Raw genomic sequence first — 20,181 nt, 5'->3', positions numbered from 1 at the left:
CCAGGACGCGGGCGGCCCCCTGCACTCTACCGGCCATGGGAATCAAAGGTCAGTGTGCGCCCGTGGCCGATGCGGAAGTGACCAATTCTGTCAGTACGCCGTGGCAGTCCTTCGGGTGCAGGAAGGTGATCCGCGAGCCCATCGAGCCGCGCCGCGGCTCGTCGTACAGGACGCGTACGCCCTTGTCGCGGATGGCGTCGGCGTCGCCGTCGACGTCCGCGGTGCCGAAGGCGATGTGGTGGACCCCCTCGCCGTTCCTGGCCAGCCACTTGCCCACCGCCGAGTCCTCCCGGACCGGTTCGAGGAGCTGCAGGTACGAGGCGCCGCCGTCGGACGTCTCGTTGATCTTCAACATGGCTTCGCGGACCCCTTGCTCCTCGTTGACCTCGGTGTGGAACACCTCGAAGCCGTAGGTGGCGCGGTAGAACTCCACGGTTGCGTCAAGGTCATGACAGGCGATTCCGATGTGGTCGATACGCGTCAGCATGCGCACAGTCCACCGCCGCCCGGGAGGTTACGCAACGTGCGCACGGTCACACCGAACGAACCGTGACCCGGGCACGTACCGCTCACTACGCTGAAGTTAACCCTCATTCACTTCTCCCCGAAGGGGATGCGCATGACTGGTAGTGGCACGTCAGGCAGCACATCGGTGATCGTCGCGGGCGCCCGTACCCCCATGGGACGCCTCCTGGGCTCCCTCAAGCCGTTCTCCGGCGCGGATCTGGGCGGCTTCGCCATCGAGGCGGCACTGGCGCGTGCGGGCGTCGCGCCCGCCCAGGTGGAGTACGTGATCATGGGGCAGGTCCTCCAGGCCGGGGCCGGGCAGATCCCGGCGCGGCAGGCCGCGGTCAAGGCGGGCATCCCGATGAGCGTGCCCGCGCTGACCGTGAACAAGGTCTGCCTCTCGGGTCTCGACGCCATCGCGCTGGCCGACCAGCTCATCCGCGCCGGCGAGTTCGACATCGTCGTCGCCGGCGGCCAGGAGTCCATGACCAACGCCCCGCACCTGCTGCCGAAGTCCCGCGAGGGCGTGAAGTACGGCGCCGTGGAGATGCTCGACTCCATGGCGCACGACGGGCTCACCGACTCCTTCGAGGGCATCGCCATGGGCGAGTCCACCGAGAAGCACAACACCCGCCTCGGCATCGCCCGCGAGCCGCAGGACGCCTTCGCCGCCGCCTCCCACCAGCGGGCCGCCGCCGCGCAGGCCCGCGGCGTCTTCGCCGAGGAGATCACCCCCGTCGAGGTGCCCAGGGGCAGGGGCGTGACCGTCGTCGTCGACACCGACGAGGGCATCCGCCCCGGCACCACCGCCGAGGGGCTGGCCGGGCTGCGCCCCGCCTTCGCGCCCGACGGCACGATCACCGCCGGCTCCGCCTCCCAGATCTCCGACGGCGCCGCCGCCGTGGTCGTGATGAGCCGGACCAAGGCCGAGGAGCTGGGGCTGACCTGGCTGGCCGAGATCGGGGCCCACGGGAACGTCGCGGGCCCGGACAACTCCCTGCAGTCCCAGCCCTCGAACGCGATCCTGCACGCCCTGAAGAAGGAGGGCATCGACGTCGGCGACCTCGACCTCATCGAGATCAACGAGGCCTTCGCCGCGGTCGCCGTGCAGTCCATGAAGGACCTCGGCGTCACCCCCGAAAAGGTGAACGTCAACGGCGGCGCCATCGCGCTGGGTCACCCGATCGGGATGTCGGGCGCCCGGCTCGTCCTCCACCTCGCCCTCGAACTGAAGCGCCGCGGCGGCGGCGTCGGCGCGGCGGCCCTGTGCGGGGGCGGCGGCCAGGGCGACGCGCTGGTGGTGCGGGTGCCGGAGGCCTGACGGCCCGCGGGCGCCGGCGGCCTGACGGCCGGTGCCGTACGCCGCCCCCCCGGGGCCCCGCGCCGCCGGCGCGCGGGTGCCGGGGCGGCGGCCCGGTTTGGGCAGGGGACGGAGCCGGGGAGACAGCCCCGGACGGACGCAAGGAGCGATCACACATGCCAGCCCCAGACGTAGCCGCGCTCGTGGCCGCCGCCCGCGAGGGCGGCCCGCGGGCCGTCGCCCGGCTCATCACCCTGGTCGAGGGCGCGTCGCCGCACCTGCGCGAGGTGATGGCCGCCCTCGCCCCGCTCGCCGGCCGGGCCTACGTCGTCGGGCTCACCGGCGCCCCCGGCGTCGGCAAGTCCACGTCCACCTCCGCGCTGGTCACCGCGTACCGCAAGCGCGGCAAGCGGGTCGGCGTGCTGGCCGTCGACCCCTCCTCGCCGTTCTCCGGCGGCGCGCTGCTCGGCGACCGGGTCCGGATGGGCGAGCACGCCTCCGACCCCGGCGTCTACATCCGCTCCATGGCCACCCGCGGCCACCTCGGCGGGCTGGCCTGGTCCGCGCCGCAGGCGATCCGGGTGCTGGACGCCGCCGGCTGCGACGTGGTGCTGGTGGAGACCGTCGGCGTGGGGCAGTCGGAGGTGGACATCGCCGGGCAGGCCGACACCTGCGTGGTGCTGCTGGCGCCCGGCATGGGCGACGGCATCCAGGCGGCCAAGGCCGGGATCCTGGAGATCGGCGACGTGTACGTGGTCAACAAGGCCGACCGCGACGGCGCCGACGCCACCGCCCGCGAGCTGAACCACATGCTCGGCCTCGGCGAGGCCCGCGCCCCCGGCGACTGGCGCCCGCCCATCGTCAAGACCGTCGCCGCCCGCGACGAGGGCACCGACGAGGTCGTGGAGGCGCTGGAGAAGCACCGGGCGTGGATGGAGGAGCACGGCGTACTCGCCGCGCGCCGGCTGCGCCGGGCGGCCGGGGAGGTCGAGACGATCGCGGTGACGGCGCTGCGCGAGCGCATGGCGGACCTGCACGGCGACCGCCGGCTGTCGGCGCTGGCGGAGCGGATCACCGCGGGGGAGCTGGACCCGTACGCCGCGGCCGACGAACTCCTCGAAGGACTCACGGCCGGCTGACGCCGGCGGGGCCGCGGGCAGGGGGCCGGGGCGTACGGACCGGGGCCCGGCCCGTACGCCGCCCGCCGCGCGCTTACCTGCCGTACCCCGCGGGGGTGCCGCCCGGCACGCCCTGCTGGTGCGGCACGGCGCCGGTCGCCAGCCCCGCCTGCATCGTCTCCGTCGACTGCAGCAGCACCTGCCCGGCGCCCGTGAACTGGAACTGGTGCTCCTCGCCGGACGCGCCGCCGATACCGGTCATCGCGCGGATGCCGCCGAGGAAGCCCTGCATGTAGCCGTGGTCGTAGTGGTGGCACGGCGAGGGGCAGTCGGCCCACCCCACCAGCGCCTGCGGGTCGACCCGGATCGGCGGCTCGACGAAGACGACGGCGCCGTTGGAGACGGCGACGAACTTGCCCGTGCCGATCAGCGTCAGGAAGCCCGGCACGATCGACTGCTTCAGTTCCAGCCCCGGCTCGAACGCCAGCAGGTTCCCCGAGCGGATCGTGAGGTTGCCGTCGTCCAGGTCGAAGGAGTTGACGTCGAACGCCCGGTCGGCGAGCACCATCATGCCGTTGCCGTTCGCCACCACCCAGTCCGCGGCGTGCAGCGGCGAGTGGAAGCTGCCGGCGACCAGGCCGTCGAACGCCCCGTGGCCGACGCCCTCGAAGGAGATCTGCCCGTAGTAGGCGATCATCTTCCCCTTCTGCAGGAACCACTGCCCGTTGAGCGCGACGCTGAAGGCGTACGGGTGGACGTTGTCGTTGCGCGGCAGCGTGTTCACGTCGTGGACGACGGGTCCGGCGGTCACAGCTTCTCCTCCGATGCCTGCACGTACACCGTGCCGTTGCCCGACAGCTCCAGCTGGAAGGCCTCGCCGGAGCCGCGCCCCACCATGTCGCGCCAGCCGAGCGCGGTGGAGAGCTTGTTCTGCACCTGGCCGCGGTGGGCGACGTACGCCTGCGGGTCGACGTGCACCGGCCGCTGCGGCGTGATCGGCAGTTCCAGGACGCCGCCGTGGGCCATCACCGCCGCCGCGCCGTGGCCGGCCAGTGTGGTGGTGAACAGGCCCTGTCCGGTGACCTGGCCGCGGACCATGCCCATGACGCCGCCCTGCGAGCCCATGAACATCGTGCCCTGCTGCAGCGAGCCGTCGAAGGCGAGCAGCCGGTCGGCCTCCACGTAGAGGGTGTCGCCGGCCATCTCGATCACGTGCACTTCGTGGCCGCCGTGGCCGAACATCACCGTGCCCGAGCCCTCGACGGTCATCAGCGGCGTCGCCTCGTTCGCGACCCGGCGGCCGATCATCGACGTGAGCCCGCCCTGGCCGCCCTGGATGTTGGGCGTGAAGCTGACCTGCCCGGTGTACGCGAGCATCGACCCGCGCTGGCTGTACATCGTCTGGCCGGGCAGCACCTGCGCCTCGGCGATCTTCGAATTGAGCATGCGGAACGGCATGTCAGACCTGGCCCCCCACGGTGTTGCGCTCGCTGGGCTGCACGTAGACCAGCCCGTCGCCCTCGAAGCGGATCTGGAACCCCTCGCCGCCGCCCTCGCCTATGAGGGTGCGGAAGGTCGCGCCGGACTGGAAGTGCTGCTGCACCTGGCCGGTGTGGGCGACGTACGCGCCGGGGTCGACGACCAGCGGCGTGGCCGGCGTCACCCGCAGCACCACCGCGGGGCCGTCCGACATGACGGCCACCTGCCCCGTGCCCTCCACCGTGGTGGTGAAGAGGCCGGTGCCGGTGCTGGCGCCGCGCATCCCCGTGAAGCTCGTCCCCGTCTTCAGCCCGCCGTCGGTCGCCAGCAGGTTGCTCGATTCCACGTACAGCTTGTCGGCCTGGAGGCCGACCAGATTGATCACGCTGGCCCGGTCGGCGAAGTAGCAGGTGCCCTGCCCCTTCACCTCCATGAGCTCCATCTGCTCGCCGGTCAGCCGGCGCGTCACCATCCCCCGAATCCCCTCGCCGCCCCCCGTGAGCTTCTTGAACGCCATCTGGCCGTCATAGGCGACCATCGAGCCGTTCTTCGCCTTCACCGCGTCGCCGGCCATGTCCACGGCCAGCACCTTGCTGCCTTGCAGTCGAAACTGAGCCACGGGGCGACGCTAGCGGCTCGGCCACCCCTCCCGGAAGGCCGGGTATGGGCGGCTGACACAATGGGGTCCAGTTTGCCCGGGGAGATCCCCCGGAATCCGGACGAACCGAAGGCTTTCCCGTGGACATCGACACCGCATCCGCCCTCCGCCGGCTCCGGCTGATCTCCGCCCCCGAAGCGGTCTCCTTCCTCCTGCTGCTCGTGTCCTCCGTGCTCAAGCGGACGACGGACTTCGACGCGGTCCCGGTCATGGGCATGATCCACGGGCTGCTCTTCATCGGGTACGTGCTCTTCCTCGCCGACGCCTGGAACCGCACCCGCTGGCCGGCCAAGCGCGCCGCCCTGTACTTCGTCCTCGCCGTGCTGCCCGGCGGCGGCTTCGTCGCCGAGCGCAAGCTGCGCCGCGAGGTGGAGGCCGGGATCATCGCCGCCCGCGCCCGCCGCGAGGGAGTCGTCGGCGCCTGACCGGCTCCAGCCGGGCGCTCGGCGCCGGGTGCCCGACCGGCCGGCCGGCGGCCCCGGCTGACGCCCCGTCCGACCCCTGCGGGGGACGGAACCCCCCGCACGGCCCTCCCCGGTTCGACACGTAGGCCATTTCCCCTTTTGGTGGGAGATGTCGTCGTTGTCGGATCTGCGGAGGGATCGTGCGGCCGGAAGGCTATGACTACGAGAAGTTCAGCCGCCTCGCGGGGCCGCTGACGGATCCCGATCCGTCCCGCCCCTACCGGGTGCGCTACACGCGCCTGCTCTCCCGGGAGCCCCACCGCGTCCGGGCGGTCCTGCTCATGGCGCTCGCGCCGGTGCTGTCCTGCGCGCTGCTGCTCTACCTGGTCTGGCCCTCGCACTGGACCGAGCGCACCGGCGCCCCGCCGTGGCTGCTCACCGCGGACGCCGTGATGCTCATATCGATCGGCCTGATCGAGTCGTTCCGGCTGGTCAACGTCATCTCGATCGCGCACGCCACGATGGTCGCCCGCGACCCGGTCCCGGTCACCGCCGAGCCCGGCACCCGGGTCGCGTTCCTCACCACGTACGTGCCCGGCAAGGAACCCATCGCCATGGTGCGCGCCACGCTCACCGGCGCGGTCGCGCTGCGGCACGACGGGCCGCTGGACGTCTGGCTGCTGGACGAGGGCGACGACCCCGAGGCCCGGGCGCTCTGCGCCGAGCTGGGCGTACGGCACTTCAGCCGCAAGGGCGTGCCGCAGTGGAACGCCGAGGAGGGCCCCCACCGGGCGAAGACCAAGCACGGCAACTACAACTCCTGGCTGGCCGCGTACGGCGACGGCTACGACTTCTTCGCCTCGGTCGACACCGACCACGTGCCGCTGCCCGACTACCTGGAGCGGATGCTCGGCTACTTCCGCGACCCGGACGTCGCCTTCGTCGTCGGCCCGCAGGTGTACGGCAACTACGACACCGCCGTCACGAAGTTCGCGGAGAGCCAGCAGTACCTCTTCCACGCGCTGATCCAGCGCGCCGGCAACGCCTCCGGCTCGCCGATGTTCGTCGGCACGAACAACGCCGTGCGCATCACCGCGCTCAAGCAGGTCGGCGGCCTCTACGACTCGATCACCGAGGACATGGCCACCGGCTTCGAGCTGCACCGCACCCGCAACCCGGCCACCGGCCGGCACTGGTCGTCGGTCTACACCCCGGACGTGCTGGCCGTCGGCGAGGGGCCCAGCTCCTGGACCGACTTCTTCACCCAGCAGCTGCGCTGGTCGCGCGGCACGTACGAGACGCTCATCGGCCAGTACGCGCGCGGCGGGAAGCGCTTCCCCGTCCGGCGGCTCCTCAACTACTCGCTCATGCTCGTCTATTACCCGATGACCGCGGTCACCTGGTTCCTGGGCGCCCTGAGCTGCACGCTCTTCCTCTGGCTCGGCTCCTCCGGCACCCAGGTGCCCGCCTCGATCTGGCTGATGCTCTACAGCGACGCGGCGGCCCTGCAGATCGGCCTGTACCTGTGGAACCGGCGGCACAACGTCTCGCCGCACGAGCCCGAGGGCTCCGGCGGCCTCGCCGGGATGCTGATGTCGGCGATGTCGGCGCCGATCTACTTCACGTCGTTCAAGGCGGCGGTGCTGCGCCGGCCGTGCCGGTTCGTGGTGACGCCCAAGGGCGGCGACGCGAGCCCGGACCGGCTGGCGACGTTCCGCATCCACCTGTTCTGGGCGGGGCTCCTCGCGGTGTCGTTCCTGGCGTCGGTGGTGCTGGGCCACACGCACGTCGCGATGCGCACCTGGACGGTGCTCGGCGTGTGCCTCGCGCTCGCGCCCGCGGCGATCTGGCTGTGGTCCGACTGGCAGGTGCGCCACGCCAACCGGCGCGAGGACGTACGGCGCCGGGCGGCCGTGGCCGCCGCCGCTACCGTACGCGGCCGGGCGAAGGGGCTGAGGACGGGGCTGCGGACGAGGCTGTGGAAGCCCGCCAGGGCGGCCGAGGACGCGGGCGCCGGCCCACCCGCGGCGCCGGCGGCGGGACCCGCGACGGCGCCGCCGGCGGCACCGGCCAACGCGCCGGCCACCGCACCGGCTGGTGCGTCGGCCACCGCCGCGACGGCGACCACGGCGACCACCACTGCGACGACGAGCGGGAGCTGATCCATGGGGTACCGGCCCGGCAAACGGTTGAAGAAGGCGGCGATGGGCACGGGCGTGGTCCTGCTGCTCGCGGCGCTCAACGCCCCCGCGGCCATAGGCTTCGCCGAGGAGCAGTACCACGAGTACCGAATATCCCGGCCCGGGTACCAGGCGCGGTACGGCTCCTGGCAGGTGCAGGACACCCCGGACTCGTACCGGCTCAACGCCATCCACGCCACGGTGCTGCACACCGGCAAGGTGCTGCTCATAGCCGGCTCCGGCAACGACGAGAAGCAGTTCGACGCCGGCACCTTCCGCACCATCCTGTGGGACCCGGTGAAGAACAGCTACGAGGAGATACCCACCCCCGCCGACCTGTTCTGCGCCGGCCACACCCAGCTCGCCGACGGCCGGCTGCTGGTCGCCGGCGGCACCGCACGCTACGAGCTGCTCGACGGCGACGTCGAGCGCGCCGGCGGCCGGATGCTGGTGAAGAACGAGGACCCGGACGAGTCCGTCAGGCTCAAGAAGGGCACCGGCTTCATCGCCCCCTCCGGGCTCGTCTACCGCACCACCGCCGCGGTCACCGTCCCGGCCGCGGAGAAGAAGACCGCCAAGGGCGGCAAGGCGGTCGTCACCGCCGCCGAGGCCAACGTCTTCGTCGAGGCCGAGGAGGAGGGCCGCGGCTACGTCCAGGACCGGCAGGCGCAATACGCCGTCGAGGGGCTGACCGGCAAGGAAGCGGACAACGTCTACGGCCTGGCGCAGAAGCTCTCCATGGACAAGCAGGACTTCCAGGGGATCAAGGACACCTTCGAGTTCGACCCGGTCGAGGAGCGCTACGTGCGCGTCGACCCGATGGACAAGGCCCGCTGGTACCCGACGCTCGTGACGCTTCCGGACGGCAAGGTCCTGTCGGTCTCCGGCCTCGACGAGTCCGGCGAGATCCTCTACGGCGACAACGAGATCTACGACCCCGCGACCAAGAAGTGGTCCGAGGCGCCCAACCGCTACTTCCCCACGTACCCCGCGCTCTTCCTCACCGCGGGCGGCAAGCTCTTCTACTCCGGCGCCAACGCCGGCTACGGCCCGGCCGACCGCGGCCGCGAGCCCGGGATCTGGGACCTGAAGGACAACTCCTTCACCACCGTCCCCGGCATGACCGACCCCGACCAGCTGGAGACCGCCGGCTCGCTGCTGCTGCCGCCCGCGCAGGACCAGAGGGTCATGGTCCTCGGCGGCGGCGGGGTGGGGGAGTCGGCGAAGTCGACGCCGCGCACCTCGATCATCGACCTCACCGAGGACCGGCCCGCGTACCGGGACGGCCCCTCGCTGCCGCAGGGCACCCGCTACCTGAACAGCGTGATCATGCCGGACGACACGGTCTTCACCAGCGGCGGCTCCGAGGACTACCGCGGCCGCGGCGCCAGCGACATCAAGAAGGCGCAGTTCTACGACCCGGCCACCAACGCCTTCACGCCCGCCGCCGATCCGGAGGTCGGCCGCAACTACCACTCCGAGGCCGTGCTGCTGCCCGACGGCCGGGTGGCCACCTTCGGCTCGGACTCCCTCTACGGCGACAAGGCCAACACCCGGCCCGGCACCTTCGAGAAGCGCATCGAGATCTTCACGCCGCCGTACCTGCACAAGGCGGACGACGCGACGCGGCTGAGGATCGGTGCGGGGCCCGAGCGCCCGGAGCGGGGGCGGGAGGCGACGTACGAGGTCGAGGGGGCGGAGCGGGTGGCGAAGGCGCGGCTGATCCGGCCGGGTTCGGTCACCCACGTCACGGACGTCGAGCAGCGCTCGATCCAGCTGGACGTGCGGAAGAGCGGCGGGAAGGTGACGGTGACGGTGCCGGAGGACCCGAGTCTGGTGCCGCCGGGCTGGTACATGCTCTTCGTGGCCGACGGCAAGGGCGTGCCGTCCGAGGCGAAGTGGGTGCACGTGCCCTGACAAGCCCGTCGGCGGGGCCGCTGCCCCTCGGCCCCGCCGGCGTACCAGGCCGCGGGCGGGCGCGTACCGGATCGGACGGGCGCGCCCGCGGCCCGTACAGGCGCGCGCCGCCCGCGCGGCGCGCCCGGCGCGCGTACCGGACGGGGCGTCAGCCCGCGCGGCGGGCCAGGCCGAGGGCGTAGTCCGGCCACCACTCGCCGGCCTTGGGCCCTCCGCGGCACTGCCCGTCCGACTCCCCGGGGCGCTTGACCCACAGGAAGGCGTCGGCCCGGTCGTCGCCGGTCCGCGTCGTCGGCGGCTCGCCGAGGGCGCGCCCCGGCGGGTTGCACCACACCTCGCCCGGGGCGCCGTTCATCGGGCCGTTGCCGTTGCGGCTGGTGTCGATGACGAAGTGGGCGCCGCCGAGCAGGTCCGAGACCCGGCGGCCGTAGGCGAGCTGCTCGCCGGTGCGCCGGAAGTTGGAGACGTTGAGCGCGAACCCGTCGGCCTCGCCGACGCCCGCCCGCCGCAGCGCCTGGGCGAGGTTGCCGGGGTCGGAGATCCAGGCGGAGTTCCCGGCGTCGAGGTAGACCTTGACGCCCGGGTGCTGCTTGAGCCGGGCGACGGCCCCGGAGATCAGCCGGTAGCGCTCCTCGTGCAGCTCCGGCGGGGTGCAGCCGTCCACGACGTGCGGGACGGCGTCGGGTTCGAGGATCACCACCGCCTTGGAGTCGCCGATGCCGTCGGCGAAGGAGCCGATCCAGCGCTCGTACGCGGCGGCGTCGGGGGCGCCGCCCGCGGAGTGCTGGCCGCAGTCGCGGTGCGGGATGTTGTACGCGACGAGCACCGCGGTGCGCCCTCCGGCCGCCGCGCCGCGGACCGCCGTGCGCACGTCGGCGCCGGGGTCGTGGCCGGCGGGCCACTCGGCGACCGGCCGGCTCGCGATCCGCTCCAGCAGTTCGGCGTCGTCCGCCCGCCCCTGCTGCTTCCACGCGCGCACCTGGCGGGCGGCGGGGGAGCCGGGGTCCACCCAGAACGGCGACTTCGCCGCCGAGGCCGGCCGCGCCGTCTCGCCGCTCCGCGGCTCGTCCCCGTCGCCGCCCCCGTCCTGGGGCGTGCAGCCGAGCAGGAACCCGAGGAGCAGGAGGCTGGTGAGCGTACGGATCCGCGCCGACATGCACTTCTCCCGCGGGAGGCGATCGAACAGAACCCGTCGATCGTGACATAGCGGATCTTTCCCCATGGAACGCCGCGCCCGCGCGGGCGGAGCCGCGGGCCCGTGGCGTCCGGATGGGCGTCAGCCGCCCGCGGCCAGCGCGGCGCCGAGCGGGGTGCGCTCGTACAGCACCCGGTGGCGCTCGCGGTGGGACGTCAGCAGGCCCGCCGCCTTCAGCACGGTCAGGTGCGCGGAGACGGACGACGGGGCCAGGTCCAGCCGGCGGGCCAGCGCGGAGGTGGAGGCCGGCTCGTCGAGCGCGGCCAGGACCGCGGCCCGGCCGGCGCCGAGCAGCCGCGTCAGCGACCGCCCCGCCTCGGGGGCGGCGTCGGCCCACAGGGTGCCGATGCCGCGGGCGGGGTAGATGACGGTGGGCTGCCAGGGCGGCTGGAAACCGGTCACCACGTCCGGCCAGACGAAGGCGCTGGGCATCAGCATCAGACCGTCGCCGGCGAGGTCGCGCTCGTAGCGGTAGTCGTTCTTGGTCCGCACGGTCAGCAGCCCGTCCTCGTAACTCAGCCGGTTGTGCAGCAGCGCGAACAACTCGCCCAGCCCCGCGGACGCCAGTTGCCGGGCGCGGAAGTCGATGTCCGCCTCCAGCAGGTCGCGCAGTCGCGGCCAGAACGGCTCGACCAGCGCGTGCCAGGCACGCTCGGTGGCGTCGGCCATCAGCTCGATGGCGGCGGCGGGGTCGTCGAGCAGCTTGCGGCCGAGCGGGGACTCGGCGGCGCCGGGCAGCGTGCTGAACGACAGCGTCATCTCCGCGTGCGCCAGCGCCGGGTCGGTGGCGCGCAGCTGGGCGAGGCCGTCCGCCACCGAGGTGTACGCGGCCTGCGGCGGGCCGCCGAGGAAGTCCGGGGTGTAGCCCGGGCCGGCGTACGGCATGAAGATCCACAGCGGTTCGAGGTCGAGCCCGGCGGCGGCCTCGCCGAGCCGGCTCAGCCACGGCCGGTGGTAGCCGTGGCGCTCGGTGCGGCGCAGCGTGCGTACCGCCTCGTGGGTCTCGAAGACCGGGGAGACCGCGAAGCGGCAGCGCAGCAGGTCGTCGGGGCCGAAGCGCATGTACACCGGCACGGGCGGGCTCCTTGCTGTCCTTGCTGTCCCTGCTGTTCTTGCGGTCCTTGCCGCGCGGACTGATTCGGCTGGTGCCGAAAGACTACGGGCCCGCGCCGGCAGCGGGCGAGGCTCCGGTGATGAGCGACACCACAGCCCCGGACGGCACGGCCGCGCCCGTGCCCGCGGCCCTGCCGTCCGGCCAGGGCGACACCCCTGCCGCCCCTGCCGCCGCCTCCGCCGATACACGCGCCCGCTACGCCGACGTCTTCCGCGTCCGCGAGTTCCGCTTCGTCTTCGCCGCCCACGTGATGTCGATCACCGGCGAGGTCGTCGCCGCCATCGCGCTGACCGTCCTCGTCTACGACAGGACCGGCTCCCCGCTGCTGAGCGCGCTCACCCTCGGCGTCGGCCTCCTGCCGTACCTCGTCGGCGGCACCCTGCTGTCCTCGATCGCGGACCGGCTGCCGGCCCGCCGGGTGCTGGTGACCTGCGACCTGCTGGCCGCCGTCTGCTTCGCGCTGATGGTGCTCCCGGGGATGCCCGTCGCCGCGCTGCTGGCGCTCCGCTGCGTCGCCGGCGTCATCTCGCCGGTCTTCACCGGCACCCGGATCGCCACGCTCGCCGACATCCTGGGCACCGGCGACCGGTTCGTCCTCGGCCGCTCCGTCATCCGGCTCACCGCGCAGGCGGCGCAGCTCGTCGGCTTCGCCCTCGGCGGGCTGCTGGCGGCGTTCTCCCCGCGCGCGACGCTGACGATGACCGCCGTGGGGATGCTCGGCTCGGCGCTGGTGCTGCGCTTCGGCACCCGCGCCCGCCCGGCCCGTACCGCGGTGGAGTCCGCGGGAGCGCCCGGCCGTACGAGCACGGTCGGCGCGTCGCTCGCCGCCGCCGGCACCTTCCTGCGCGACCGCCGCATCCGCGCGCTGCTGCTGCTCACCTGGATCCCGCCGACGTTCGTCGTCGCCCCCGAGGCGCTGGCCGCCGCGTACGCCGACGACCTCGGCATCGGCGCCGTCGGGCTCGGCCTGCTCATGACCGGCATGCCGATCGGCGCGGTCACCAGTGAGATCCTCGCCGGCTCGCTGCTCGGCCCGCGCGGCCGGGAGCGGATCGTCTTCCCGGTGGCGGTGCTGTGCACCGTCCCCGCGATCGGCTTCGTGACGCATCCGTCCTTCGGCTGGGCGCTGCCGCTGCTGGTGCTCACCGGGTTCGGGATCTCGTACTCGCTCGGCCTCGACCAGTGGTTCGTCGCCGCCGTGCCGGAGGAGATGCGCGGCCGGGCGATGACGCTGCAGACGGCAGGTCTGATGACGCTGCAGGGGGTGGGGATGGCGGGCGCGGGCGCGGTCGCGGAGTTCGTACCGGTGCACCTGGCCGTCGCCTCGGTCGGCGTCACGGGCTCGGTGTGCTCGCTGCTGGTGTGCCTGGAAGTGCGCAGGACCCGACCGAAGAGTGAGACCGGGCTGACCGCGAAATGACCGGGCGGTAGGGTCGGCGACGTGCCGAAGCCGCTGAGCCTGTCGTTCGACCCCATCGCGCGCGCCGACGAACTGTGGCGCCAGCGCTGGGGGGCCGTGCCCGCCATGGGGGCCATCACCTCGGTGATGCGCGCCCACCAGATCCTGCTGGCGCAGGTCGACGCCGTGGTCAAGCCGTACGGGCTGACCTTCGCGCGCTACGAGGCGCTGGTGCTGCTCACCTTCTCCAAGGCCGGCGAGCTGGCGATGTCGAAGATCGGCGAGCGGCTGATGGTGCACCCGACGTCGGTGACCAACACCGTCGACCGGCTCGTCAGGTCCGGCTACGTGGCCAAGCGGCCCAACCCCAACGACGGCCGCGGCACCCTCGCGTCGATCACGGACCGGGGCCGCGAGGTCGTCGAGCAGGCGACGCACGACCTGATGGCGATGGACTTCGGGCTCAGCGCGTACGACGAGGAGCAGTGCGCGGAGATCTTCGCCATGCTGCGCCCGCTGCGGATAGCCGCGGGCGACTTCGAGCAGTAGCCGGCGCGGCGGCCCGCGGGGGCCGTGCGCCTGCGGCCGTGGCTGCCGCCTGTGCCTTGCGGCCGTGTCTGCCGCCTGTGCCTTCCGGCTACGCCTCCGCCTTCGCCGCCGCGGGCTCGCCCTCGCGGGCGATCAGCGGCGCGACCTCCCGGGTGAGCTTCCGCTCGACGAAGAACGCCGCCGTCGGCACCGTCCCCGCGAGCAGCACCCAGACCTGCTTGCCGATCGGGAACTTCGCCTTGGAGCCCAGGTCGAAGGCGAACACCAGGTAGACGATGTACAGCCAGCCGTGGGCGATGCTCACGGCCTTCGTGAAGCCGTCCGCGCCGGAGAGGTCCAGGGCGTACTTGCCGATCATGCCGACGGTCAGCAGGACGAGGAGCACGCCGGTCACGTACGCCATCGTGCGGTAGCGGGTGAGGACGCTCTTCTTCATGCCACCGAGCCTAAACCCCGCGCAGGACACGCCGTGACCACCCCCACTCCCGGACCGCGTATGCCGCGCCCGGGCCGGGGGCATGCAACACTTACTAGGACGTCCTATTAAATGCGCCGCGCGATCCGCGCGCAGAGAGAGGCGGTACGGCATGGATGCTGCGGCCATGGAGGAGGGCCGGCGCCGCTGGCAGGCGCGTTACGACGCGGCCCGCAAGCGCGAGGCGGACTTCACCACGCTCTCCGGCGACGAGGTCGAGCCGGCCTACGGCCCCCGCCCCGGCGACGTCTACGACGGCTTCGAGCGCATCGGCTGGCCCGGCGAGTTCCCGTACACCCGCGGCCTGTACGCCACCGGCTACCGCGGCCGGACGTGGACGATCCGCCAGTTCGCCGGCTTCGGCAACGCCGAGCAGACCAACGAGCGCTACAAGCTCATCCTCGGCGCCGGCGGCGGCGGCCTGTCCGTCGCGTTCGACATGCCCACCCTCATGGGCCGCGACTCCGACGACGCGCACGCGCTGGGCGAGGTCGGCCACTGCGGCGTGGCCATCGACTCCGCCGCCGACATGGAGGTGCTGTTCCGCGACATCCCGCTGGGCGACATCACCACCTCGATGACGATCAGCGGCCCGGCCGTCCCCGTCTTCTGCATGTACCTGGTCGCCGCCGAGCGCCAGGGCGTCGACCCCGGCGTGCTCAACGGCACGCTCCAGACGGACATCTTCAAGGAGTACATCGCGCAGAAGGAGTGGCTCTTCCAGCCCGAGCCCCATCTGCGCCTCATCGGCGACCTGATGGAGTACTGCGCCGAGCGCATCCCCGCGTACAAGCCGCTGTCCGTCTCCGGCTACCACATCCGCGAGGCCGGCTCGACGGCCGCGCAGGAGCTGGCGTACACCCTGGCCGACGGCTTCGGCTACGTGGAGCTGGGCCTGTCCCGCGGCCTCGACGTCGACGCCTTCGCGCCCGGCCTGTCCTTCTTCTTCGACGCCCACGTCGACTTCTTCGAGGAGATCGCCAAGTTCCGCGCCGCGCGCCGCATCTGGGCCCGCTGGCTGCGCGACGTGTACGGGGCGCGCAGCGAGAAGGCGCAGTGGCTGCGCTTCCACACCCAGACCGCGGGCGTCTCGCTGACCGCCCAGCAGCCGTACAACAACGTGGTGCGCACGGCCGTCGAGGCGCTGGCCGCGGTCCTCGGCGGCACCAACTCGCTGCACACCAACGCCCTGGACGAGACCCTGGCGCTGCCCAGCGAGCGGGCCGCGGAGATCGCGCTGCGCACCCAGCAGGTACTGATGGAGGAGACCGGCGTCGCGAACGTCGCCGACCCCCTCGGCGGCTCCTGGTACGTCGAACAGCTCACCGACCGGATCGAGGCCGACGCGGAGAAGATCTTCGAGCAGATCCGCGAGCGCGGCCGGCGCGCCCACCCCGACGGGCAGCACCCCATCGGGCCGATCACGTCCGGGATCCTGCGCGGCATCGAGGACGGCTGGTTCACCGGCGAGATCGCCGAGTCGGCCTTCCGCTACCAGCGGTCGCTGGAGAAGGGCGACAAGAAGATCGTCGGCGTCAACTGCCACACCGGCTCCGTCACCGGCGACCTGGAGATCCTGCGGGTCAGCCACGAGGTGGAGCGTGAGCAGGTGCGCGCGCTGGCCGCGCGCAAGGACGCCCGCGACGACGCGCGGGTGCGCGCCGCGCTGGCGGCCATGCTCGCGGCGGCCCGGGACGGCGGCAACATGATCGAGCCGATGCTCGCGGCGGTACGGGCCGAGGCCACGCTCGGCGAGATCTGCGACGCGCTGCGCGACGAGTGGGGCGTCTACACCGAACCGGCGGCCTTCTGAGCCGTACCCGCGCGGGCCGGTCCGCGCTCGTGCGCGGCCGGTTCGTGTGCGCGGGGGAGCGGGGTCACACGACGAGGACGGACTTGCCGCGCGTGTGGCCCTTCTCCCAGTCCCGGACCGCCTCGGCGGCCCCGGCCAGCGGGTACCTCCGGCCGACGACCGGCCTGATCGTGCCGGATTCCAGCAGGCCGCGCACCTCCTCGACGTCCTGCGGCCGGGGGCGTACGTAGGGCGCCCGCACCTTCCGGGCGGAGAACACCGAGCGCACGGAGCCGCCGAGCGAGCGCCGCAGGTCGCCGACCCACCTGCCGCCGCCCTCGCCGCCGACGAGGACGACCGTGCCGCGCGGGGCGAGGACGCGCCGCAGCGAGGTGAGCGGGCGGTTGCCCGCGGTGTCGAGCACGAGGTCGTAGCGGCCGGTGCCGGCGGTGACGTCCCGCTCGGTGTAGTCGACGACGTGGTCCGCGCCGAGCGCGCGGACCAGTCCGGTCTTGTCGGTGCCGCAGACGCCGGTGACCTCCGCTCCCCGCGCCTTGGCGAGCTGCACGGCGAACGTGCCCACCCCGCCGCCGGCGCCGAGCACCAGGACGTGCCCGCCCGTCCGCAGCCCGCCCGCGTCGCGCAGCGCGCGCAGCGCGGTGACGGCGGAGGTGGGCGCGGCCGCGGCGGCGTCGAAGTCCACGTCCGCCGGCTTGGCCGCGAACATGTCCGCGGCGCCGCGGCAGTACTCCGCGAAGGTCCCGCCGCGGCCCACGCCGAACACGTCGTCGCCCGGCGCGAAGCGGGTGACGCCCGCGCCGACCGCCGCGACGGTGCCGGCGGCGTCCCAGCCGCGCACCCGGTCCTTCGGCCTGCGCAGGCCGAAGCCCATCAGGCGCATCATGTACGGCAGTCCGGTCATCAGGTGCCACACGCTGGGATCGAGGCCGGCCGCCCGCACCCGTACGACGATCTCGCCCGCACCCGGCTCCGGGCGCTCGATCTCCGCCGTCCGCAGCACCCCGGCCGGGCCGTACCGGTCCTGCACGATCGCCTTCATGGGCCCCTCCTGGAGGTGGGGTGCCAGCATCCCGCTCCGGGCGCGGCCCGGACAGGTCCGAAGGGCCTATTGCGCGGCCGGGTCCTGCCCGCCGGGGTCCGCCAGCGCGGCCAGGCCGCGGGTCAGCAGGGCGGCGAACGCCGTCGCCCACGCGGCCGTCACCGGCTCCGCGCTGACCAGCAGCCGGTGCAGCACGGCGCCGGCGATCACGTCGAAGACCATGTCCGCGTTGCGTTCCGCCGCCGCCGCGTCCGGCTCCACGGGCAGTTCGCCGCGCGCCTGCGCCCGTTCGCGGCCCTGCCGCACCAGGTGCTTCTGCCGGTCCACGACCGAGGCGCGGATCCGCTCGCGCAGCGCCGCGTCGTGCGCCGCCTCCGCCAGCACCGCCATCAGCGCGCCGCGCGTACGCGGCTCCCGCAGCAGCCCGGCGAACTGCAGCACCACGTCCTCCACGTCGGCCGCCAGGCTGCCGTGGTCCGGCAGCCGCAGCGAGTCGAAGAGGTCGGCGAGCGCGTCCAGCACGAGTTCGTTCTTGCCCGGCCAGCGCCGGTAGAGCGTGGTCTTCGCCACTCCCGCGCGGGCCGCGACGCCGCCGAGGGTCACCCCGGCCCAGCCCGACTCGGCGATCGCGTCCCGGGCGGCGTCCAGGATGGCCCGGTCCGCGGTCGCGCTGCGGGGGCGGCCCGGGCGCCGTGCGGAGGGGGGCTCGTGGCTCATGAGCTGGACCTTATCCCTTCTCCCGGCCGCGCCACGTGGGTTACGCTACGACCCGTAGCGTAAGTCACCCCCGAGCGGCCGGTGTCTTCTGCTGCACCTGGGAACCCGCCCGGGACGAACCCTTCCGGGCGGGTTCGACGGGTCATCCGCGGCCCGTCCGTTCAATGCACCGCGCGAAGGGGGGAGGATAGGGCGTATGCAGCCACGCAACATGTCTATGAGCGGAGCGGTCGACCTGGCCGCGGTGAAGGCGGCCGCGGAGGCCAAGGAGAAGGCGGAGGCGGCCCGCGACCGGGCCGCCCGCGACGGGGTGCCCGCGCCCGGCGCCGGTTCGCTGGTCATCGATGTCGACGAGGCCGGCTTCCAGGAGGAGGTTCTCCAGCGCTCCACCGAGGTCCCGGTCGTCGTCGACTTCTGGGCCGAGTGGTGCCAGCCGTGCAAGCAGCTCAGCCCGCTGCTGGAGCGGCTGACGCAGGAGTACGCCGGCCGGTTCGTGCTCGCCAAGATCGACGTGGACGCGAACCAGATGCTGTTCCAGCAGTTCGGCGTCCAGTCCATCCCGGCGGTCTTCGCCGTCGTCGGCGGGCAGGCCATCCCGCTGTTCCAGGGCGCCGCGCCCGAGCCGCAGATCCGCCAGGTGCTGGACGAGCTGGTCAAGGTCGCCGAGCAGCAGTTCGGCATCGTCGGCCGGCCGGTGGCCGGCGACGAGGCCGCGGCCGGCGAGGACGGCGCGGGCGAGCAGGAGGCGGAGGAGCCGGCCGGCCCGTACGACAGCGCGCTGGCGGCGGCCGGCGACGCGCTGGACCGGGGCGACCTGGGCGGCGCGATCCAGGCGTACCAGAACGTGCTGTCCGACGACCCGGGCAACGTCGAGGCCACGCTCGGCCTGGCGCAGGCGGAGCTGCTGCGCCGGGTGGAGGGGCTCGACCCCGCCGCCGTGCGCAAGGAGGCGGCGGACAACCCCGCGGACGTCGAGGCGCAGATCCGGGTCGCCGACCTGGACCTGGTGGGCGGGCACGTCGAGGACGCGTTCGGCCGGCTCGTCGACACCGTGGCGCGGACCGCGGGCGAGGACCGGCAGGCGGCGCGGGTGCGGCTGCTGGAGCTGTTCGAGGTCGTCGGCGGCGACGACCCGCGGGTGGTCGCCGGGCGGCAGGCGCTGGCCCGCGTGCTGTTCTGACCGGAGGTCGACACAGGGTGACAGCCCCTGCCGCTTTGCCAAAAATTGACTGTGAGCAGGGCTGTTACTCGCAGTAACTGACGTCCAGTCAGATGACCGTCTTTGTCATGCTTTCTCGTCGGGTACGTCCGCGCCGGGCGGCGACCCTGGGTGCAGGATCCGGCCACTGTGGCCGGATCTGCGTCACCCTTCGCGTTACCCGTTGGTAACGAACCCCTTGTGCGCCCCCCTTCCGATGCACCACGATCGCCATCCGGACAGGGGGGTTCCCCGTTTCCGCGGGCCGTTCCCGCGGGCCGGAGCCTGTCCGGACAACGAGTCGCTCGGGGGTAACGCCCCCTTCGACGCAGCGCGTCCGCCGCCCGTACCCCGGACCCGCAGAGCCGCGCCCGCGTGCGCGTGCGGATCCTCCTCGCTCCCGAGGACCGGCCCACGGGTCCAGGACGTACGTCCGAGAAGGAGGAAAGCATGGAGTCCCAGGCACGTGGTGGGACCAGGTGGAAGCGGTTCGCCGTGGTCATGGTGCCGAGCCTGGCGGCGACCGCCGCGATCGGCGTGGCGCTCAGCCAGGGCGCGCTGGCGGCGTCGTTCAGCGTGTCGGGCCAGGAGTTCAAGGTCACGGCGGACCGGCTGGAGGGCACCGGCTTCGTCCAGTACGGGGGTGTCGACAGCGGTCACGACCTGGAAGGCAACGAGGCCACCCGGCCGGTGGCGATCTCCGCGTTCAAGGACGCGAAGATCAACGGCATGTGCCAGTCGGTCGTCACGCCCGACGTCCCGCTCATCGGCTCGGTCAGCCTCGTGCTGACGGCCGGCGACGACAAGCCGGTGGAGGCCAAGAACCTCTACATCGACATCGCGCAGCTCGACGCCGACGCGACGTTCGAGAACATCAACATCGGTGTGGCCGCCGGGTCCAGCACCAAGGGACCGGGCATCGGCAAGGGCGACAAGGCGAACCCGAACGGGTTCGCGCAGGAGGCCGACAAGGCCATCCTCACCGATGTGAAGCAGACCGCCTGGGCCACCAGCGCCGGCACCTTCAAGCTGAGCGGGCTCAGCATGAAGCTGCACAAGGGCGTCAAAGAGTGCTTCTGACCACGCACTCGGCCGGCGGGGAGGCGCGTACCGCTCCCC

Annotated in this window: 19 protein-coding genes; 10 read left to right on the top strand and 9 right to left on the bottom strand. The window is 73.0% G+C overall.

All coding sequences use genetic code 11. From position 1 onward, the window contains the following. Positions 1–49: 49 nt before the first annotated feature. A complete protein-coding gene (gene mce / locus LG396_RS20460; RefSeq protein WP_027742121.1) occupies positions 50–487 on the bottom strand; it encodes a methylmalonyl-CoA epimerase in 438 nt (145 codons plus the stop codon). 126 nt (positions 488–613) lie between these two features. On the opposite strand from mce, the gene LG396_RS20455 reads away from it, so the two are divergent. Together LG396_RS20455 and meaB are read left to right on the top strand one after the other, a co-directional pair. Further along, on the top strand, positions 614–1,828 hold the full coding sequence (locus LG396_RS20455) for an acetyl-CoA C-acetyltransferase (RefSeq protein ID WP_372483539.1): 1,215 nt from the start codon (positions 614–616) through the stop codon (positions 1,826–1,828). Between the two features lie 155 nt (positions 1,829–1,983). Further along, the gene (meaB, locus tag LG396_RS20450; protein ID WP_037730301.1) at positions 1,984–2,946 is read left to right on the top strand and encodes a methylmalonyl Co-A mutase-associated GTPase MeaB; all 963 of its coding nucleotides are present in this window, start codon (positions 1,984–1,986) and stop codon (positions 2,944–2,946) included. Positions 2,947–3,019: 73 nt separating this feature from the next. On the opposite strand, the gene LG396_RS20445 is transcribed toward meaB, so the two are convergent. From LG396_RS20445 to LG396_RS20435, 3 genes are read right to left on the bottom strand one after another with little or no spacing between them, the layout of a single operon-like run. After that, positions 3,020–3,736, bottom strand: coding sequence for an AIM24 family protein (locus LG396_RS20445; protein WP_018840037.1), 717 nt, complete (start codon positions 3,734–3,736; stop codon positions 3,020–3,022). Next, positions 3,733–4,383 (bottom strand): AIM24 family protein, encoded by a 651-nt coding sequence (locus tag LG396_RS20440; RefSeq protein ID WP_018840038.1) that lies wholly within the window; start codon positions 4,381–4,383, stop codon positions 3,733–3,735. The genes LG396_RS20445 and LG396_RS20440 overlap by 4 nt, the downstream gene beginning before the upstream one ends. A 1-nt stretch (position 4,384) precedes the next feature. Further along, complete coding sequence (locus LG396_RS20435) at positions 4,385–5,023, bottom strand: AIM24 family protein (RefSeq protein ID WP_078572989.1); 639 nt, start codon at positions 5,021–5,023, stop codon at positions 4,385–4,387. A 119-nt stretch (positions 5,024–5,142) separates the two neighbouring features. Between LG396_RS20435 and LG396_RS20430 the strand changes: the two genes are divergently transcribed. The 3 genes from LG396_RS20430 to glxA all read left to right on the top strand — a co-directional run bounded on the left by LG396_RS20430 (position 5,143) and on the right by glxA (position 9,563). Next, complete coding sequence (locus LG396_RS20430) at positions 5,143–5,487, top strand: DUF3817 domain-containing protein (RefSeq protein ID WP_018840040.1); 345 nt, start codon at positions 5,143–5,145, stop codon at positions 5,485–5,487. A 179-nt stretch (positions 5,488–5,666) separates the two neighbouring features. Then, a complete protein-coding gene (locus LG396_RS20425; protein WP_225795861.1) occupies positions 5,667–7,628 on the top strand; it encodes a glycosyltransferase family 2 protein in 1,962 nt (653 codons plus the stop codon). Between the two features lie 3 nt (positions 7,629–7,631). Then, positions 7,632–9,563, top strand: a complete 1,932-nt coding sequence (gene glxA / locus LG396_RS20420; RefSeq protein ID WP_225795860.1) for a radical copper oxidase GlxA — start codon at positions 7,632–7,634, stop codon at positions 9,561–9,563. 148 nt (positions 9,564–9,711) lie between these two features. Here the strand turns inward: glxA and LG396_RS20415 are convergent, their stop codons facing one another. Both LG396_RS20415 and LG396_RS20410 read right to left on the bottom strand, forming a co-directional pair. Further along, positions 9,712–10,719 (bottom strand): glycoside hydrolase family 6 protein, encoded by a 1,008-nt coding sequence (locus tag LG396_RS20415; RefSeq protein WP_225795859.1) that lies wholly within the window; start codon positions 10,717–10,719, stop codon positions 9,712–9,714. Positions 10,720–10,839: 120 nt separating this feature from the next. Further along, a complete protein-coding gene (locus LG396_RS20410; protein ID WP_225795858.1) occupies positions 10,840–11,832 on the bottom strand; it encodes an ArsR/SmtB family transcription factor in 993 nt (330 codons plus the stop codon). 119 nt (positions 11,833–11,951) lie between these two features. On the opposite strand from LG396_RS20410, the gene LG396_RS20405 reads away from it, so the two are divergent. After that, the gene (locus tag LG396_RS20405) at positions 11,952–13,292 is read left to right on the top strand and encodes an MFS transporter (RefSeq protein WP_225795857.1); all 1,341 of its coding nucleotides are present in this window, start codon (positions 11,952–11,954) and stop codon (positions 13,290–13,292) included. Positions 13,293–13,313: 21 nt separating this feature from the next. Then, positions 13,314–13,820 (top strand): MarR family winged helix-turn-helix transcriptional regulator, encoded by a 507-nt coding sequence (locus LG396_RS20400; RefSeq protein ID WP_018840046.1) that lies wholly within the window; start codon positions 13,314–13,316, stop codon positions 13,818–13,820. Positions 13,821–13,908: 88 nt separating this feature from the next. Here LG396_RS20400 and LG396_RS20395 read toward each other — a convergent pair whose 3' ends face one another. Beyond that, on the bottom strand, positions 13,909–14,256 hold the full coding sequence (locus LG396_RS20395; RefSeq protein ID WP_018840047.1) for a DUF3817 domain-containing protein: 348 nt from the start codon (positions 14,254–14,256) through the stop codon (positions 13,909–13,911). 151 nt (positions 14,257–14,407) lie between these two features. Here LG396_RS20395 and icmA point away from each other — a divergent pair, with 151 nt between their 5' ends. Beyond that, on the top strand, positions 14,408–16,108 hold the full coding sequence (gene icmA, locus LG396_RS20390; RefSeq protein ID WP_225795856.1) for a coenzyme B12-dependent isobutyryl-CoA mutase large subunit: 1,701 nt from the start codon (positions 14,408–14,410) through the stop codon (positions 16,106–16,108). A 64-nt stretch (positions 16,109–16,172) separates the two neighbouring features. On the opposite strand, the gene LG396_RS20385 is transcribed toward icmA, so the two are convergent. Continuing rightward, on the bottom strand, positions 16,173–17,147 hold the full coding sequence (locus LG396_RS20385; RefSeq protein WP_225795855.1) for an NAD(P)-dependent alcohol dehydrogenase: 975 nt from the start codon (positions 17,145–17,147) through the stop codon (positions 16,173–16,175). Between the two features lie 66 nt (positions 17,148–17,213). Further along, on the bottom strand, positions 17,214–17,864 hold the full coding sequence (locus LG396_RS20380) for a TetR/AcrR family transcriptional regulator (RefSeq protein WP_100298778.1): 651 nt from the start codon (positions 17,862–17,864) through the stop codon (positions 17,214–17,216). A gap of 196 nt (positions 17,865–18,060) precedes the next feature. Between LG396_RS20380 and LG396_RS20375 the strand changes: the two genes are divergently transcribed. Beyond that, positions 18,061–19,044 (top strand): tetratricopeptide repeat protein, encoded by a 984-nt coding sequence (locus LG396_RS20375; protein ID WP_026276884.1) that lies wholly within the window; start codon positions 18,061–18,063, stop codon positions 19,042–19,044. Between the two features lie 468 nt (positions 19,045–19,512). After that, positions 19,513–20,142, top strand: a complete 630-nt coding sequence (locus LG396_RS20370; RefSeq protein WP_018851115.1) for a DUF6230 family protein — start codon at positions 19,513–19,515, stop codon at positions 20,140–20,142. The last annotated feature ends 39 nt before the right edge of the window (positions 20,143–20,181 follow it).

The organism is Streptomyces aculeolatus (assembly GCF_020400605.1).
GTDB lineage: Bacteria > Actinomycetota > Actinomycetes > Streptomycetales > Streptomycetaceae > Streptomyces > Streptomyces aculeolatus.
The sequence above is the reverse complement of the archived record's forward strand: the minus strand, read 5'-3'. Positions and strand labels throughout refer to the sequence as shown.

What these genes read in the sequence shown, in the direction of transcription:
- LG396_RS20455 (WP_372483539.1), top strand. Translation starts at nt 614, where the DNA reads ATGCGCATGACTGGTAGTGGCACGTCAGGCAGCACATCGGTGATCGTC.
- LG396_RS20370 (WP_018851115.1), top strand. Translation starts at nt 19,513, where the DNA reads ATGGAGTCCCAGGCACGTGGTGGGACCAGGTGGAAGCGGTTCGCCGTG.
- LG396_RS20440 (WP_018840038.1), bottom strand. Translation starts at nt 4,383, where the DNA reads ATGCCGTTCCGCATGCTCAATTCGAAGATCGCCGAGGCGCAGGTGCTG.
- icmA (WP_225795856.1), top strand. Translation starts at nt 14,408, where the DNA reads ATGGATGCTGCGGCCATGGAGGAGGGCCGGCGCCGCTGGCAGGCGCGT.
- LG396_RS20405 (WP_225795857.1), top strand. Translation starts at nt 11,952, where the DNA reads ATGAGCGACACCACAGCCCCGGACGGCACGGCCGCGCCCGTGCCCGCG.
- LG396_RS20385 (WP_225795855.1), bottom strand. Translation starts at nt 17,147, where the DNA reads ATGAAGGCGATCGTGCAGGACCGGTACGGCCCGGCCGGGGTGCTGCGG.
- LG396_RS20375 (WP_026276884.1), top strand. Translation starts at nt 18,061, where the DNA reads ATGCAGCCACGCAACATGTCTATGAGCGGAGCGGTCGACCTGGCCGCG.
- mce (WP_027742121.1), bottom strand. Translation starts at nt 487, where the DNA reads ATGCTGACGCGTATCGACCACATCGGAATCGCCTGTCATGACCTTGAC.
- LG396_RS20380 (WP_100298778.1), bottom strand. Translation starts at nt 17,864, where the DNA reads ATGAGCCACGAGCCCCCCTCCGCACGGCGCCCGGGCCGCCCCCGCAGC.
- glxA (WP_225795860.1), top strand. Translation starts at nt 7,632, where the DNA reads ATGGGGTACCGGCCCGGCAAACGGTTGAAGAAGGCGGCGATGGGCACG.
- meaB (WP_037730301.1), top strand. Translation starts at nt 1,984, where the DNA reads ATGCCAGCCCCAGACGTAGCCGCGCTCGTGGCCGCCGCCCGCGAGGGC.
- LG396_RS20395 (WP_018840047.1), bottom strand. Translation starts at nt 14,256, where the DNA reads ATGAAGAAGAGCGTCCTCACCCGCTACCGCACGATGGCGTACGTGACC.
- LG396_RS20415 (WP_225795859.1), bottom strand. Translation starts at nt 10,719, where the DNA reads ATGTCGGCGCGGATCCGTACGCTCACCAGCCTCCTGCTCCTCGGGTTC.